We start from the raw sequence: 13777 nt of genomic DNA on the forward strand, positions 1-13777 counted from the left end.
CGCGGACAGGAGGTGTAACGATATGAAGACGAAGCTACCAGCCAGGAAACCCTGGAATCAGCGTCTCGGCAAGACATTTCATGAGGGGCTGCGCCTCTGGCAGGACCTGCTGCAGTTTCGTCCGGACGCCGTCATTGCCAAGCGTTACCGTATTGTACGCAAGCTGGGAACAGGCAGCTACGGCAGCGCCTATTTGTGCCGCGATATCCGTTCGGGGCGCCGCTGTGTCTTAAAGCGCGTCTGCCCGCTCCGCGGCGGGAGGGCGCGGGCGGAGTTCATTTACGGCCAAGAAACCGCTATACTGCGCCGTCTGGCGCATCCGGGCCTGCCGGGCCTGTATGAGCAGTTTCGTTATGGAGAGCACTTATGCTTTACCATGGAATATATGGAGGGAGTCAGCCTGGACCGGCTGCTGTTCGAGCAGGAGCGCGTTTTTACGGAGAAGGAGGCGCTGCAGCTTGTGCTGAAGCTGTTGTCCATCGTAGGCTACATGCATTCCGTCGGCATTGTCCATCGGGATATCAGTATTGCCAACGTTCTGCTTCATGGAAAATCGGTGCAGCTTATCGATGTGGGACTTTCGCGGGAGCTTGCGGGCAGCCAGCCGGAGGATTACGATCCGTATGAGGTCGATGCAGACGACCCTTCAGAGAAGAGACATCGCCGCAGAATTCATGTTACGAGCGACTTTTACGCAATCGGCCATCTGCTCCTGTTCCTGCTCTACAGCGCGTACCCGGAGGAGGAGCAGATAAAGGAGAAAGGCCGCGAGCCAGGCTGGGAGCAGGAGCTGACGCTTCAGCCTGGCACAAAAAAGCTGCTCCGCCGCTTGCTTCTGACGGAACAGCCTTATCGAAATGCAGGCGAGCTGCGCCGGGCTATCCAGCGCCTGCTGCCCGATCTCGATTAGAAGGATAACGGCTCAGCTGCTGTACGAGCTGGAGGAGCCTTTCTTTTTATAATGATGGCGGCCGTATTGATCGTGCCGCGGCCCCGGCGGCCTGTGTCCGTGTCCGTATTTCCCGTAATCGTCGCTGCTGCGGTAAGGGCGGTAGCTGGAACCGCCGCGATGTTTGTCGAGGCCCAGCAGCTTGCTTAACAATCTCTTTAACATTGGGCTTCCCTCCCGGAAAAGTTTTCCCGTCAAGCCTGCGGCATCCTTCTGCAAGCTTGCCGGTTCAAAGACGGTCTTCCCTTAACCTTCCATTCGGATTGCTTTACTGCCAAACCGCCTGTCATGTTCTACGTACGGAATTTCGCTGCGTTTCAATCTCCGTCCAATCTCCGACGCTGCCCCGTTCCCGCTGCCATTTGTATTCATCTGGCGCTTTTCCTATAATCAGAACTGTGAGTGCATTATTCCGATCTGCATAACGCGCAGAAACAGCTATTAAAACCGGTATACGGAGAAGGAGTCCCGAACTATGTCACTTCAAAACAAAACCGCCATCCTGACCGGCGCCGGCAAAGGCATCGGCAAAGCCGCCGCCATCGCGCTGGCCAAGGAAGGCGTTCATCTCGGATTGATCGCAAGAAACAGCGCGGATCTGGAGTCGCTCCACCAGCAGCTGCAGTCCGAACACGGCGTCCGTGTATTCTTCGCTGCGGCGGATGTCGCCGATAAAGCCCAGGTGGATGCGGCAGTCTCGGCATTGACCGAGCAGCTCGGCTCCGTCGATATTTTAATCAATAACGCCGGCACCGCAACGTTCGGCACCGTGGTTGACATGGACCCTGCCGAGTGGGAGCGGATCATTCAGGTCAACCTGATGGGAACGTATTATGTGAGCCGCGCCGTGCTGCCGACCATGCTGAAGCAGAATGAAGGAAGCATTATCAATATCGCTTCGACCGCCGGTGAGCGCGGCTTTGCTACCGGCTCGGCCTACTGCGCTTCCAAATTCGCCGTTCTCGGCTTCACCGAAGCACTCCTGCAGGAAGTCCGCAAATCGAACATCCGGGTGACGGCCCTGACGCCGAGCACGGTGAATACCGAGCTTGCGGCGAATGCCGGACTGAGCATCGGAGACGAGGACCGCATGATGCAGCCTGAGGATGTAGCCGAGCTGATCACTGCAGCACTGAAGCTGCCGCACCGCGTGTTTGTGAAAACCGCAGGTATCTGGACGACCAACCCGCAGTAATACCTTGCCGGACAGGCCCGGCCGTTTTCCGGTAAGACAAGCAAGAGGCTATTCCTCTTTATGTGCAAAGACGCTTCCAAAACCGCTATGTCAGTGGGATGGAAGCGTCTTTTGTTTGCTGTACATCCAGGTCTAGGCTGGATTTAAACCAAGTTCGGGAGGGAGTTGCTATCATGAGCAGCTTCCCGTTTTATATCAAATGACATATATGTAATTTTGTCAGTTGATATTTGTTATCACGCAGGCTATAATGGGATCAACAAAGAAAGGAGGCCAATATGAACGAACTGCCGTTAACACGAGAAGCGATTCTCGACGCTGCCGAGCAGACGCTTCGCCGGTTCGGTCCGGACAAAGCCTCGGTCGTCGACGTGGCGCGGGCGCTTCAGGTCAGCCATGGTACGCTGTACCGCCATTTTCCCAGCAAGGCCTCCTTGCGCGAGGCGGTCACGGAACGCTGGCTGGGCCGAATCTCGGCTCCGCTGGCGGACATCGCCGGGCAGTCCTTTGACAGCTCGGAGGAGCATCTGCGCACATGGCTGCTGGCTTTAATCGCAAGCAAGAGAAACTCTGCGGCCGACGATCCCGAAATGTTCGCGATGTATACCGCCGTTACGCTCGATGCCGTCGATATGATCACCGAGCATGTGAACCACCTTATAGCACAGCTTGAACGCATCCTGCAGGAAGGGATGCGGCTGCAGCAGTTCGAGCAAGGATCTGCCGATGCCTTGGCGAAAGCTGTTTTCATGGCTACCGCCCGCTTCCACCATCCCGCTCATGCTTATGAATGGTCGGCCGAGACGCTGCAGGAGGAATTCGATACGGTGTGGGAGCTGCTGCGAAGAGGACTTGGAAAGTCTATCCCTCCCCGGCCTTAACTATACCTGCATTATGGTTTGTTTGAAGCTTGTACCTAAACTTTACGCTACTCTAATCTAGGAGGGATTCATTTATGGTTATCGATTTGAAAGGGAAAACAGCTATCGTCACCGGGGCTTCCAGAGGCATCGGCCGCACCCTTGCGGAGGATTTGGCCCGCAGCGGCGCGAAGGTGATCGTCAACTACTCCAGCAGCCCGGTACCTGCCGAAGAGGTGGTTGAAAGCATCCGCCGCCAAGGAGGCGATGCGTTGGCCATTCAGGCCGATGTAGGACGGATTGCGGACATCGAGCGGCTTTTTCAGCAGAGCATCGAGGCCTTCGGCCGCGTTGACATTCTTGTCAACAATGCAGGCTTGATGGTAACCAAGCCGCTCGCGAATGTGACGGAGGAAGACTTCGACAAGCTGTTTACGGTAAATGTCAAAGGCACCTATTTCACCTGCCAACAGGCCATGCGGTACATGGAGAACAACGGCCGCATTATTAACTTCTCCACCTCCGTGCTTGGGGTTATGTTCCCTGCATACAGCCTGTATGCAGGCTCCAAAGGAGCCGTCGAGCAGTTTACCCGCCAGCTGGCCAAGGAATTCGGCCCGAAGGGAATTACCATCAATGCCGTTGCTCCAGGACCCGTTAACACCGAGCTGTTTAACAATGGAAAGACGGAGGAGCAAATCGAGGGCATCCGCAGAATGAACTCGTTCGGCCGTCTGGGCGAGACGGAAGACATTTCCGGCGTCGTCACCTTCCTGGCGAGCGATGCCGCCCAATGGATTACCGGTCAGACGATCCGCGTCAACGGCGGATTCGCTTAAGCAGCGGTTCCCGATTTACCCGATCCGAACGATGCAAAGCCTGGCGGCGGGAGAGCGGAAGCGTCGCAGGCTTCAACTCAACGATGTGCGGCAATTTGCCCCTCCCCGCACAACACAGCACCGCACCATTCTCAGCGCTATAGTTTATTACACAATGCGCTGAGAACGATGCGGTGCTGCTTTTTTTATACCATCAGATACCGCAGCAGCTGCCTGAGGAGCTATAGGATCACTCACAGCACCTGGTTGCTGAATCCAGCCGCGGACCTGTAGCTTCCGCCGCAGATGAAGCACACCATATAGCGAACAACGGCATATCCCCCTCCCTCATCAACAGCCTATAGCGGGATCACACCCGTTCCTGCCCGCGGCAGAACCTCATAATCCCGCCATGCCTCGGGAAGAAGCCGCTGAATCCGCGGCTGCAAATACCGGTCGTCAATCAGCAGCAGACGGCCCCGGTCAGTTTCGGAACGGATCAGCCGCCCTCCAGCCTGGAGCACTTTGTTCAAGCCGGGAAATACATAGGCGTAATCGAAGCCGTTCTTCCCCATCCGGTCCATATACTCCTTAATCAGATTGCGCTCCAGGCCTACCTGGGGCAGTCCAAGCCCCACCACTACCACCCCATTGAGCCGGTCTCCAACCAGATCGATCCCTTCCGAGAAAATACCGCCCATGACCGCAAAACCGATCAATGCCCGTTCCTTGCCTGCATCAAACGATGCCAGGAAGGCATCCCGCTCCTCCTCGGACATGGTCTGCTGCTGAATCCGCAGCTCCGCCTCTATGCCTAGCTCCTCGAACCTTTCCACCACGCTGTTCATGTACTCATACGATGGAAAAAAGACAAGCGAGTTCCCCTTCCCCTGTGCGGCAAACCGCCCTATGGCTTCCGCAATCGGCAACCTGCTTCGTTCCCTGTCGGCATAACGGGTGGATACCGGCAGAACGGCTACTTCCAGCTGCTCCCTGGAAAAAGGCGACGGTACCGACACCGTGTACGATTCCTCGTCGCCTCCCAGCATGTCCATATAGTACGACAAGGGGGACAAGGTGGCGGAGAACAGCACCTGGGACCGAAAGCCTTTGCCCATCTGCCGCAGCAGATGAGACGGGTCCAGGCACGACAGGCGCAGCCTCACTTCGCTGCGAAACGACTCTACGCAGGTCACGTACCGCTCGTCGTACAGCTTTGCCGTGCGCAGGAAGCCGTGGACGGCAAAGTAAGCCTCCAGCAGCAGCGGGGACACAGCCCGAGAGGCGGACAGCTCGCGCTCCGCGGTCAGCGCAAACGTCTCGAGCAGCGGAAGCAGCGCCTCCGGCAGCGTGAAGCCGACTTGATGCTTCTGCTCTCCAAGCTCCTTACGCGCCGCTATAAAATAAGCGTTAACCGCCTTGGCCGCCTCATGGATTCCGGCGTGAACGCCTTTAAACTCCCTCTGCAGATTCAAGAAATCGGACTTGTTCAACACGCTGGAGTACATTTCCCGTGCGCGGTCGACCAAGTTGTGCGCCTCATCGACGAGCAGGACGGTCTGCCGCTTCTGATCGTCGATCTGTCTTTTCAGGCTCACCCGCGGATCGAAAATATAATTATAATCGCATATGACCGCATCGGCCGCGTACGCCGCATCCAGCGAGAATTCAAACGGGCACACCCGATGCTTGCGCGCATAGCGTTCGATAACCTCGCGGGTGATCAGCGTTTCTTCACGCTGCAGATCGAGCATAGCCTCATTGATCCGGTCATAGTAGCCGTCCGCAAATTCGCAGTGCTCCTTCGTGCAGCGCGCCTCCTCTTGAAAGCACACCTTCTCCTTTGCGGTAATGGTTACCGCATGCAGCTGCAGGCCGTGAGCCTGCATTCTGGCGCAGGCCTCTTCCGCCGCCGTGCGGGTCGTCGTCTTTGCGGTCAAATAATAGATCCGCCGCACAAGCCCCTCCCCCATCGCCTTCACCGCGGGGAACAGCGTCGATATGGTCTTGCCGATCCCCGTCGGCGCCTGGGCGAACAGCCTCTGGCCTTCGGCTATCGATTTATAAACCGCTCCGGCTACCTTGCGCTGCCCGTCCCGGTAGGATTCGAACGGGAAAGCAAGCGCTTGGATGCTGGCGTCCCGTGCCCGTTCGTGCTCCGCGCGCATCTGCGCGTACGGAAGGTAAAGCCGTACCGTATCCAGAACGAACTGTTCCAACTCCTCGAAGGAGGCTTCCGCCTGGAACCGTTTCTGCACATCCGAGCCGACCTCTACATAAGTAAGCTGAATTCCCATCCGATTCAGACCGTGGGACTTGGCATACATATAAGCGTAGCATTTCGCCTGAGCCCAATGAACCGGATAAGTGTCCTCCGCAATACGGCCGGCATCTCCCGAGGTGGACTTGATCTCGTCAATCGTCAGGAGCCCTTCCTGCACCAGCAGGCCGTCACACCGGCCCTCAATGACAAAAACAAGGGGCCCCATCGTCACCTCGGCCGATAAGTACACTTCCTTCTGATCGAGCTCCCCGTACTGCCGCTGTATCTTCTGATGCGCCTTCGTCCCCTCCGTCAGTGCTGTGCTTGTCCGGAAGCCGGAATCGATACTCCCGCTCCGATAGGCATACTCCACCAGCGCTCTTACGGATAGGCTGACCGTATCGGACATGCGTGCGCCCCCTTTATACTAAAATATTTATGTCTCGTCCCACAGAACATTTGTTCCTTAATTGTACCATGATTGGAACCCTTTGCGCATCCTTCCCCGAGCAGCGGATCAGTCTCCCCATTCACATGTCCGGCGTTCAGCCCCCAGCTCTCGTCTTCGGATTCAGATTCGGCTTTGGCTTTCGACATTCGGCGTACAGCTCTCACTTTCGGATTCGGCTTTCGGCTTCGGATTCGGCTTTCAACTTTCAAATTTTCATTGTAGCGCCTGCAAATCCAAAGGTATAATGCGGAGAGAATACACGAAAACTCTGGAAAAATGGGGCGAATCCTTTCATGAACACCTCTTCCAAAGGGGACATATTAAAAGCCGCAACAAAGCTCGGGCTTACCTCCTTCGGGGGACCTGTCGCGCACCTCGGCTATTTCCGTCAGGAATACGTGCAGAAGCGCGGCTGGCTGGATGAACGGAGCTACGCTGACCTGGTCGCTTTGTGCCAATTTCTTCCTGGTTCAGCCAGCAGCCAGGTTGGCATCGGCATCGGCCTTCTTCGCGGCGGCCTGCCGGGGGCGCTGCTCGCATGGCTCGGCTTTACGCTCCCTTCCGCAGCTGCGCTCACGGTCTTCGCCTACCTGCTCCAGAGCTGGAGCCTGCAGGGCGCCTGGCTCCACGGCTTGAAGCTCGCCGCCGTCGCCATTGTCGCTCAGGCAGTGCTGGGCATGGGGCGAAGCCTTGCCCCCGACCGCACCCGAGCCTCCATCGCCCTGATGACGGCTACGCTAATGCTGCTCTGGAGCTCCGCCTGGGCGCAGCTTCTTCTTATCGCCGCTGCGGGAGCAGCCGGGCTGATCCTGTACAGGCGAGCCGAAGCCCCGGAGCTGAAGATGGAGGAATCGCAGCCGCCTTTGAGCCGGAAGCTCGGAGCGGTCTTTCTCGCCGTCTTCTTCATTCTGCTTCTGCTGCTTCCGCTGCTCCGGTCACAGTTCCCTGCATCCTGGAGCCTCGCCCTGTTCGACGGCTTCTATCGCTCCGGCGCGCTTGTGTTCGGCGGCGGACACGTCGTGCTTCCCCTGCTCCAGCAGGAGGTAGTCCCGTCCGGGGCCGTGAGCCCGGACCAATTCCTTGCAGGGTACGGCGCGGCTCAAGCCGTCCCCGGTCCTTTATTCACGTTCGCCGCCTATCTCGGCGCCGTGATCCACGGGTGGGCGGGCGCCGCCGTCGCCACAGCGGCCATCTTTGCTCCCGCCTTTTTGTTAACCTTAGGCGCGCTTCCCTTCTGGCATACGCTGCGGCATCAGCCCAAGGTACAGCGCGCTCTGCGGGGCATTAACGCAGCCGTTGTCGGCATCTTGCTGGCGGCGCTTTATGATCCGGTATGGACCAGCGCCGTACGGACGCCTGCCGACTTCGGCCTGGCCCTGCTGCTGTTCGGATCGCTCGTCTTCTGGAAGCTGCCGCCTTGGCTTGTCGTAATCGCAGCCGCGCTCTGCGGCACGGCGGAAAGCTTCCTCGGCCTGTCCTGAATCAGTGTCAATTCGAATCTACATAACGAAATTCTGCAGCCGGACGCTCAAGAAGCGCCCGGTTTTTTTGACATATCAGAATCTAATGTTTTCGGGGTCCCCGCAAATTGCCTGAGTCCGCTTCGAAGCATAAGCCCCACGTTGTGGGGTTATTTTACCGTCTCCGGGAATCGTTTTGCCAGAAAGAAGAAATGACTAAAAGAAAAACCATCGCCGATGTAAGGGTTTAAGCCCTTTGTACCGTCTATATAGAGAGGGAGCTTCCCGCCAGAGCCCCCGTGTCAGAGAGCCTGGATAGATACAGCTTGCTCGACCGAGCCGCCGGAGACTCCCTCTCCCCGCGTCCCGCACAGAACTTCAGCGAAGCTCAAGCGCGGTTGTGCCATTGAAATTTGAACTTACAGACCCTCTCGGGTAAGAAAGCGGTGAGCTGCATGCACTCTATACTTATTGTCGAGGACGATGCCAAAATTGCCGGCATCCTTCAAGCCCAGCTGAACAAATACGGCTTCACGGCTCATCGGGCGGAAGATTTCGACCGGGTGCTGGAGGCCTTTCTTGCGCTGCGCGCCGATCTGGTGCTGCTGGACGTCAACCTGCCGAAATATGACGGCTTCTACTGGTGCCGCCAAATCCGCGCCCACTCGAACTGTCCGATCCTGTTCATCTCCGCCCGCGACAGCGAGATGGATCAGGTCATGGCGCTCGAGAACGGAGCCGACGACTATATCACCAAGCCGTTTCATTACGAAGTCGTTATGGCCAAAATCCGCAGCCACCTGCGCCGGGCTTACGGCAGCTACTCCGCGCGCCAGGAGGAGCGGACGATTGAAGCGGCCGGACTGACCCTGTTCCCGGAGCGCTTCGTCATCAAGCTGGGCGGGCTGTCCGCCGAGCTGACGCAGAAGGAAGCCGTACTGCTTCAAGCGCTGATGCAAAAGCCCGGGCGCGTCGTCAGCCGGGAAAGGCTGCTCGACCAGCTGTGGGAGGATCATCATTTTATCGATGATAACACGCTGAACGTGTACGTCACCCGTATCCGTAAAAAGCTGAAGGAGCTGGGAGCGCCGGAGGCGGTCGAGACCGTCCGGGGGGCCGGATACCGGTTTAACCTCGGCCAGGAGCCTGTCCTATGAGGCTCTTCTGGAAGGGCCAGCTCCCGCTGCTGCTGTTTTACAGTCTCCAGATGGCGCTGGTGCCCCTGCTCTATTGGCTTACGGGAGAAGGCCGGCCGTTCGCCATCGTCGCTTACGGTCTGCTGTTAAGCACAGTAATATTATCGGGCTATCTGTTATATCGTTACGCGGTATATCGTGAGCTGTACCGGCGGCTAAGCGGTTCTGCAGCCGAGCTGAACGAGCTGATCCAGCCGCTGGGAGATGCTCCGCTGCCGGAAGCGGCGCACGAGCTCCTTCAGTCGTATTACCGGCAGGTCCAGGAGATGCTGAACCGCCACCACAGCCGCCAGGAGCAGCATATTACTTTCATTAACCGCTGGGTGCATCAGATGAAAACTCCCTTGTCGGTCATCCAGCTGACCGTCCAGGAGCTTGACGAACCGGCGGCGGACAGTATATTGGAGGAGCTGGACCGGCTGCAAAAAGGGCTGGAAATGGTGCTGTACACCTCACGGCTCGATAATTTCGAGCACGATTTCACGCTCGCTCCCGTCTCCCTGCTCGGCGTAGTGCGCGATGCCGTTGCCGACAACCGCAAGCTGTTCATCCGCAAGCGCGTGTTCCCGGACATCCGGGTCGACGAAGACAGCTCCGTCTATACGGATAAAAAGTGGCTCCGTTTTATGCTCGGCCAGCTGATTACGAATGCCGTCAATTATTCCGCCGGTGTAGGCCGTACAGTTACCTTCTCTTCGCTGGCACGCGAGGAAGCCGTCCTGCTGGAAATCCGCGATGAGGGCATCGGAATCAACAAGGAAGACCTGCGGCGCGTATTCCAGCCCTATTACACGGGCTTCCGCGGCCGTCAATACAAGGAATCGACGGGGATGGGGCTGTATCTGGTAAAGGAGGTGGCGGACCGGCTCGGCCATCAGGTGGAGCTGGAATCGCAGCCGGGACAAGGAACGACCGTCCGGCTCGTCTTCCCCCGGGCGCATGCGCCGTCTTAACCTTACAAAACTGTAAGGCTCGGGTAAGGTAAATCGATAGCAGCCGAAGCTTTCAGCTTGTAAAGTAGGGGTAGCTTAGCCGCAAGCGCTGCCGCAAAAGGCGGTGCTTCGCAGAATGAAAGCAAGGAGTGAACCGAATGGACATGCTGAAGGTAAAAGGGGTTAACAAGGTATACGCCGGCAAAGTCGTCACGAATGCTTTGACGGATATTCATTTGAACATACAGCAGGGGGAATTCGTCGGCATTATGGGCCCCTCCGGCAGCGGCAAAACGACCCTGCTCAACATGGTATCGACCATCGACGCCCCCAGCTCGGGCGAGGTGATCATCAACGGGCAGAACCCGTATGCGCTGAAAAAGCAGGAGCTGGCCGTCTTCCGGCGGCGTCAGCTCGGCTTCGTATTCCAGGATTTTAACCTGCTCGATACGCTGACGGTCGCGGAAAATATCGTGCTGCCGCTGACGCTCGACAAGAAGCCGCTGCGGGACATGGAAGCAAAGCTAAAGCAGGTCTCAGACCGGCTCGGCATTGCGGAAATTTTGGATAAACGGGTGTATGAAATTTCAGGAGGACAGCGCCAGCGCACGGCGATCGGGCGCGCCATCATCACCTCCCCCGCCATCCTGCTGGCCGATGAGCCTACCGGCGCGCTCGACTCGAACGCCTCCCGCGTCGTGATGGAGACGCTTGAGGATATCAACGGCCGCGACGGCACGACGATTATGCTGGTGACGCACGACCCGCTCTCGGCAAGCTACTGCAACCGGGTCGTCTTTATTAAGGACGGCAAGCTCGCAAGTGAAATTTACCGCGGGGAGAGCCGCCAGGCTTTTTTCCAGAAAATTATCGACATGCTGTCCTATTGGGGAGGGAATGCGCATGAACTTTCCTCAATTCGCGTTTAACAATGTGCGGCGCAACGGCCGCTCGTATTTTGCCTATTTTGTAAGCAGCGCTTTTATGGTGATGATCTTTTTTACGTACGCGGTATTTATTTATCATCCGGAAATTACGCAGACGCCGATGGGCAAGATGACCCGCACCGGCATGCAGTTCGCGGAATATGTCATCTTCATCTTTTCTTTCCTGTTCGTCTTTTACTCGATCAGCGTCTTCCTGAAAGCCCGCAACCGGGAGCTCGGCATTCTGACAATGCTCGGGGCCACGAACGGACAGGTTAACCGGCTCATTATTGCGGAAAATATGCTGATCGGCACCGCCTCCATCGTCGTCGGCATATTCAGCGGACTGGTGCTGTCCAAGCTGTTCCTGCTCTTAAGCACCAAAATTGTCGGGATTGAGGACCTCCAATTCTATTGGCCCCTCTTTCCGGCTTTGCTGACCGCAGGCGCGTTCCTGCTGCTCTTTATCCTCATTTCCTTATGTACCCTGCTCTTCATCCGCAGCCACCGCGTAATCGAGCTGCTCAAGGGCAGCAGCAAAGCAAAGCCGGAGCCGAAGGCATCCATCGGCATTTCGCTAATCTGTGTCGCTCTGCTGACTACCGGGCTGCTTTCGCTCCAATGGGGCGCGCTGTCTCCCCTTGTTCTACTGATCGCCGCTGTAACGGGGATTACAGGAACGTATTTTTTCTATACCCAGCTTTCCGTGCTGGCTATCCGCTTGTTGAAGCGCGGCCGGAGGATGACATGGCGGAAAACGCGGCTGATCTGGATTGCCGAGATGGCCTACAAAATCAAGGATAACGCCCGGATGCTGTTCATGGTCACGGTCGTGACCTCCGTGGCATGCATGAGCGTCGGCTTCGTGCTGTCGCTGGATGTTCAGAACACCCGGGTATTCAGCTCCAACCCGTTTGCCTTCAAATATTACAGCTACAATGAACAATATAACGACCGCGACCTACAGGAGATCGACAACGAACTGCGTGCGGCAGGCGTTGCGTTTACCAAGCTGCAGACCGAGTCGCTGGCAGGCCAGATCGAGGGGATCGAGAGCTTTTACCCCGAGACGCTGTCCAGAAGCAGCTATGAACAGATGGCTGCGCTGTTGAATCTGCCCAAGCCGGATGCTCTCGGCTCCGGCACCGATACCGCGCTGCTGGTCAACCCTTCGGAGCCTATCCGCGGCAGCTTGTCCGAGGGCACCCGCTTCACCTTCAAGCAAACGGGCACAAGCCTGAAGGTTGCCGGCATCCTTCAGACCGATAAGCTGCCGTATGCCAACGGGCTCAACACGCTGCTGATCGTGTCGGACGACACGTTCCGGGCGATGAAGGGGGCGCTGGCAAGCAAGCAGGATAACCGCCGGATGACGACCAAAATCATGTATGTCGTTCCGGAGTGGCCGGCGGACCGGACGCTCACTAAGGATGACCCCGAGCTTCGCATCGGCGCCAAGCTGGCCCAGTGGAACCGGGACAGCGAGAAACAAAAGCAGACGGAAAATTACTTGTCCTCCCGGGCGCAGGACTATTTGAACCTAAAGCAGGCGACCTCGCTGTTCAGCTTTATCGGCGTCTTTATTGCCGCCATCTTCTCGATCTCATCGGCCAGCTTCCTGTATTTCAAGCTGCATACGGATTTGAACCAGGACAGCACGATGTATCACATGCTTTCCAAAACCGGCATGAGCATCCGCGAAATGAAGCATGCGGCTACGGTCCAGATCGCGCTGCTGTTCTTTATCCCGACGATCGTGTCGACGATTCAGACCGTCGTAGTGCTTCGGCCCATTCTGCAAGGCATGGGCCTGACGCCCGAATATGCGCCGGTGCTGACGGCCTCCGCCTTCTTCGCTGCCGCGCAAATCGTCTACTTCCTGCTCGTCCGCTCGCGGTATATTCTTCATTTGAAGAAAGTTATGGTATAGCGGCGACCCGCTATATTCCGCGAAATAATTAACCTATGGTTAATTATTTGCATCTACAACCCTGTGCTTGCGCATGGGAAGAACATGAATTTGCCGGATGCCGGCCGTGTCTTGAAAATCGGTTAACAAAATAGGTGGTTAAGCAGCTCGTTATCGCTGCCCAACCACCTTTTTGTTGTTTGTCCTGCGTTATACCAGCACGTTTCTAAAGCCCTTCTTCCGCTGGAAGCCTTCTTCCTCGGCTGCCTGCTCCTCAAAGGCCTTCCCGGCAGGAACGGCCCGCTCCCGGCCCCAGTTGCGGATCTGGTCGATCTGCTCCGGGCTCGTCTGCGAGAGAGGAACGACATTTTCGAAGAAGCGGAGGAAGGTCTCGTCGGTGATCGACTCGTCTCCCTTGACGACGGCCTGCTTGACGACGTCGCGGACGGCCGCTTCAAGATCCGCTCCCGCGAAGCCTTCGGATAGCCGCACCAGCCGCTCCATCAGCGGCGAGCCCAGCTCCCGCTTCAATCCCTTCTTCACATAGATGCGGATAATATCTTCCCGCTCCTTCGGCGTCGGCAGATCGACGAAGAACAATTCGTCGAAGCGCCCGCGGCGGAGCAGCTCCGGCGGAAGCTTGGAGACGTCGTTCGCCGTAGCGACGACAAACACCCGGGCCATGCTCTCCTGAAGCCAGAACAGGAATTGGCCGACCATCCGGGTCGAGGTGCCCTCCGTCTCCGCTGCCCAGGGCGCCTGCGAGGCCCTTCTCGATCTCGTCAATCCAGAGCACGCACGGAGCCACATGATCGGCT

Annotated in this window: 12 protein-coding genes and 1 pseudogene; 9 read left to right on the top strand and 4 right to left on the bottom strand. The window is 57.4% G+C overall.

Annotated elements, in window-relative coordinates; all coding sequences use genetic code 11:
• Nucleotides 1–22: 22 nt before the first annotated feature.
• Nucleotides 23–910: a serine/threonine protein kinase gene (locus ACHHV8_RS32325; protein WP_395163283.1), complete on the top strand. Its 888-nt coding sequence runs from the start codon at nucleotides 23–25 to the stop codon at nucleotides 908–910.
• Between the two features lie 12 nt (nucleotides 911–922).
• On the opposite strand, the gene ACHHV8_RS32330 is transcribed toward ACHHV8_RS32325, so the two are convergent.
• Nucleotides 923–1114 (bottom strand): hypothetical protein, encoded by a 192-nt coding sequence (locus ACHHV8_RS32330; RefSeq protein WP_395163284.1) that lies wholly within the window; start codon nucleotides 1112–1114, stop codon nucleotides 923–925.
• Between the two features lie 310 nt (nucleotides 1115–1424).
• Here ACHHV8_RS32330 and ACHHV8_RS32335 point away from each other — a divergent pair, with 310 nt between their 5' ends.
• The 3 genes from ACHHV8_RS32335 (at nucleotide 1425) to ACHHV8_RS32345 (ending at nucleotide 3843) form a co-directional block, all read left to right on the top strand.
• Nucleotides 1425–2144 (top strand): 3-ketoacyl-ACP reductase, encoded by a 720-nt coding sequence (locus ACHHV8_RS32335; RefSeq protein WP_395163285.1) that lies wholly within the window; start codon nucleotides 1425–1427, stop codon nucleotides 2142–2144.
• A 278-nt stretch (nucleotides 2145–2422) separates the two neighbouring features.
• Complete coding sequence (locus ACHHV8_RS32340) at nucleotides 2423–3025, top strand: TetR/AcrR family transcriptional regulator (RefSeq protein WP_395163286.1); 603 nt, start codon at nucleotides 2423–2425, stop codon at nucleotides 3023–3025.
• Between the two features lie 74 nt (nucleotides 3026–3099).
• Nucleotides 3100–3843 carry an SDR family oxidoreductase gene (locus tag ACHHV8_RS32345; RefSeq protein WP_395163287.1) on the top strand — a complete coding sequence of 248 codons (744 nt, stop codon included), beginning with the start codon at nucleotides 3100–3102 and terminating at the stop codon, nucleotides 3841–3843.
• A gap of 338 nt (nucleotides 3844–4181) precedes the next feature.
• Here ACHHV8_RS32345 and ACHHV8_RS32350 read toward each other — a convergent pair whose 3' ends face one another.
• Nucleotides 4182–6494 carry an ATP-dependent DNA helicase gene (locus ACHHV8_RS32350; protein WP_395163288.1) on the bottom strand — a complete coding sequence of 771 codons (2313 nt, stop codon included), beginning with the start codon at nucleotides 6492–6494 and terminating at the stop codon, nucleotides 4182–4184.
• 335 nt (nucleotides 6495–6829) lie between these two features.
• On the opposite strand from ACHHV8_RS32350, the gene chrA reads away from it, so the two are divergent.
• From chrA to ACHHV8_RS32375, 5 genes are all read left to right on the top strand, one after another.
• Nucleotides 6830–8017 (top strand): chromate efflux transporter, encoded by a 1188-nt coding sequence (gene chrA, locus ACHHV8_RS32355; RefSeq protein ID WP_395163289.1) that lies wholly within the window; start codon nucleotides 6830–6832, stop codon nucleotides 8015–8017.
• Nucleotides 8018–8451: 434 nt separating this feature from the next.
• A complete protein-coding gene (locus tag ACHHV8_RS32360) occupies nucleotides 8452–9153 on the top strand; it encodes a response regulator transcription factor (RefSeq protein ID WP_395163290.1) in 702 nt (233 codons plus the stop codon).
• Complete coding sequence (locus ACHHV8_RS32365; protein WP_395163291.1) at nucleotides 9150–10145, top strand: sensor histidine kinase; 996 nt, start codon at nucleotides 9150–9152, stop codon at nucleotides 10143–10145. The genes ACHHV8_RS32360 and ACHHV8_RS32365 overlap by 4 nt, the downstream gene beginning before the upstream one ends.
• Before the next feature lie 137 nt (nucleotides 10146–10282).
• On the top strand, nucleotides 10283–11053 hold the full coding sequence (locus ACHHV8_RS32370) for an ABC transporter ATP-binding protein (protein ID WP_395163292.1): 771 nt from the start codon (nucleotides 10283–10285) through the stop codon (nucleotides 11051–11053).
• A complete protein-coding gene (locus tag ACHHV8_RS32375; RefSeq protein WP_395163293.1) occupies nucleotides 11028–12980 on the top strand; it encodes an FtsX-like permease family protein in 1953 nt (650 codons plus the stop codon). The genes ACHHV8_RS32370 and ACHHV8_RS32375 overlap by 26 nt, the downstream gene beginning before the upstream one ends.
• 189 nt (nucleotides 12981–13169) lie before the next feature.
• Here the strand turns inward: ACHHV8_RS32375 and ACHHV8_RS32380 are convergent, their stop codons facing one another.
• Nucleotides 13170–13451 carry a hypothetical protein gene (locus tag ACHHV8_RS32380; RefSeq protein WP_395163711.1) on the bottom strand — a complete coding sequence of 94 codons (282 nt, stop codon included), beginning with the start codon at nucleotides 13449–13451 and terminating at the stop codon, nucleotides 13170–13172.
• A gap of 153 nt (nucleotides 13452–13604) precedes the next feature.
• A pseudogene (locus ACHHV8_RS32385) lies at nucleotides 13605–13769 on the bottom strand (hypothetical protein); the annotation flags it as partial.
• Nucleotides 13770–13777: the final 8 nt, after the last annotated feature.

It is taken from the genome of Paenibacillus sp. TAB_01 (genome assembly GCF_043945595.1).
Classification (GTDB): domain Bacteria; phylum Bacillota; class Bacilli; order Paenibacillales; family NBRC-103111; genus Paenibacillus_S.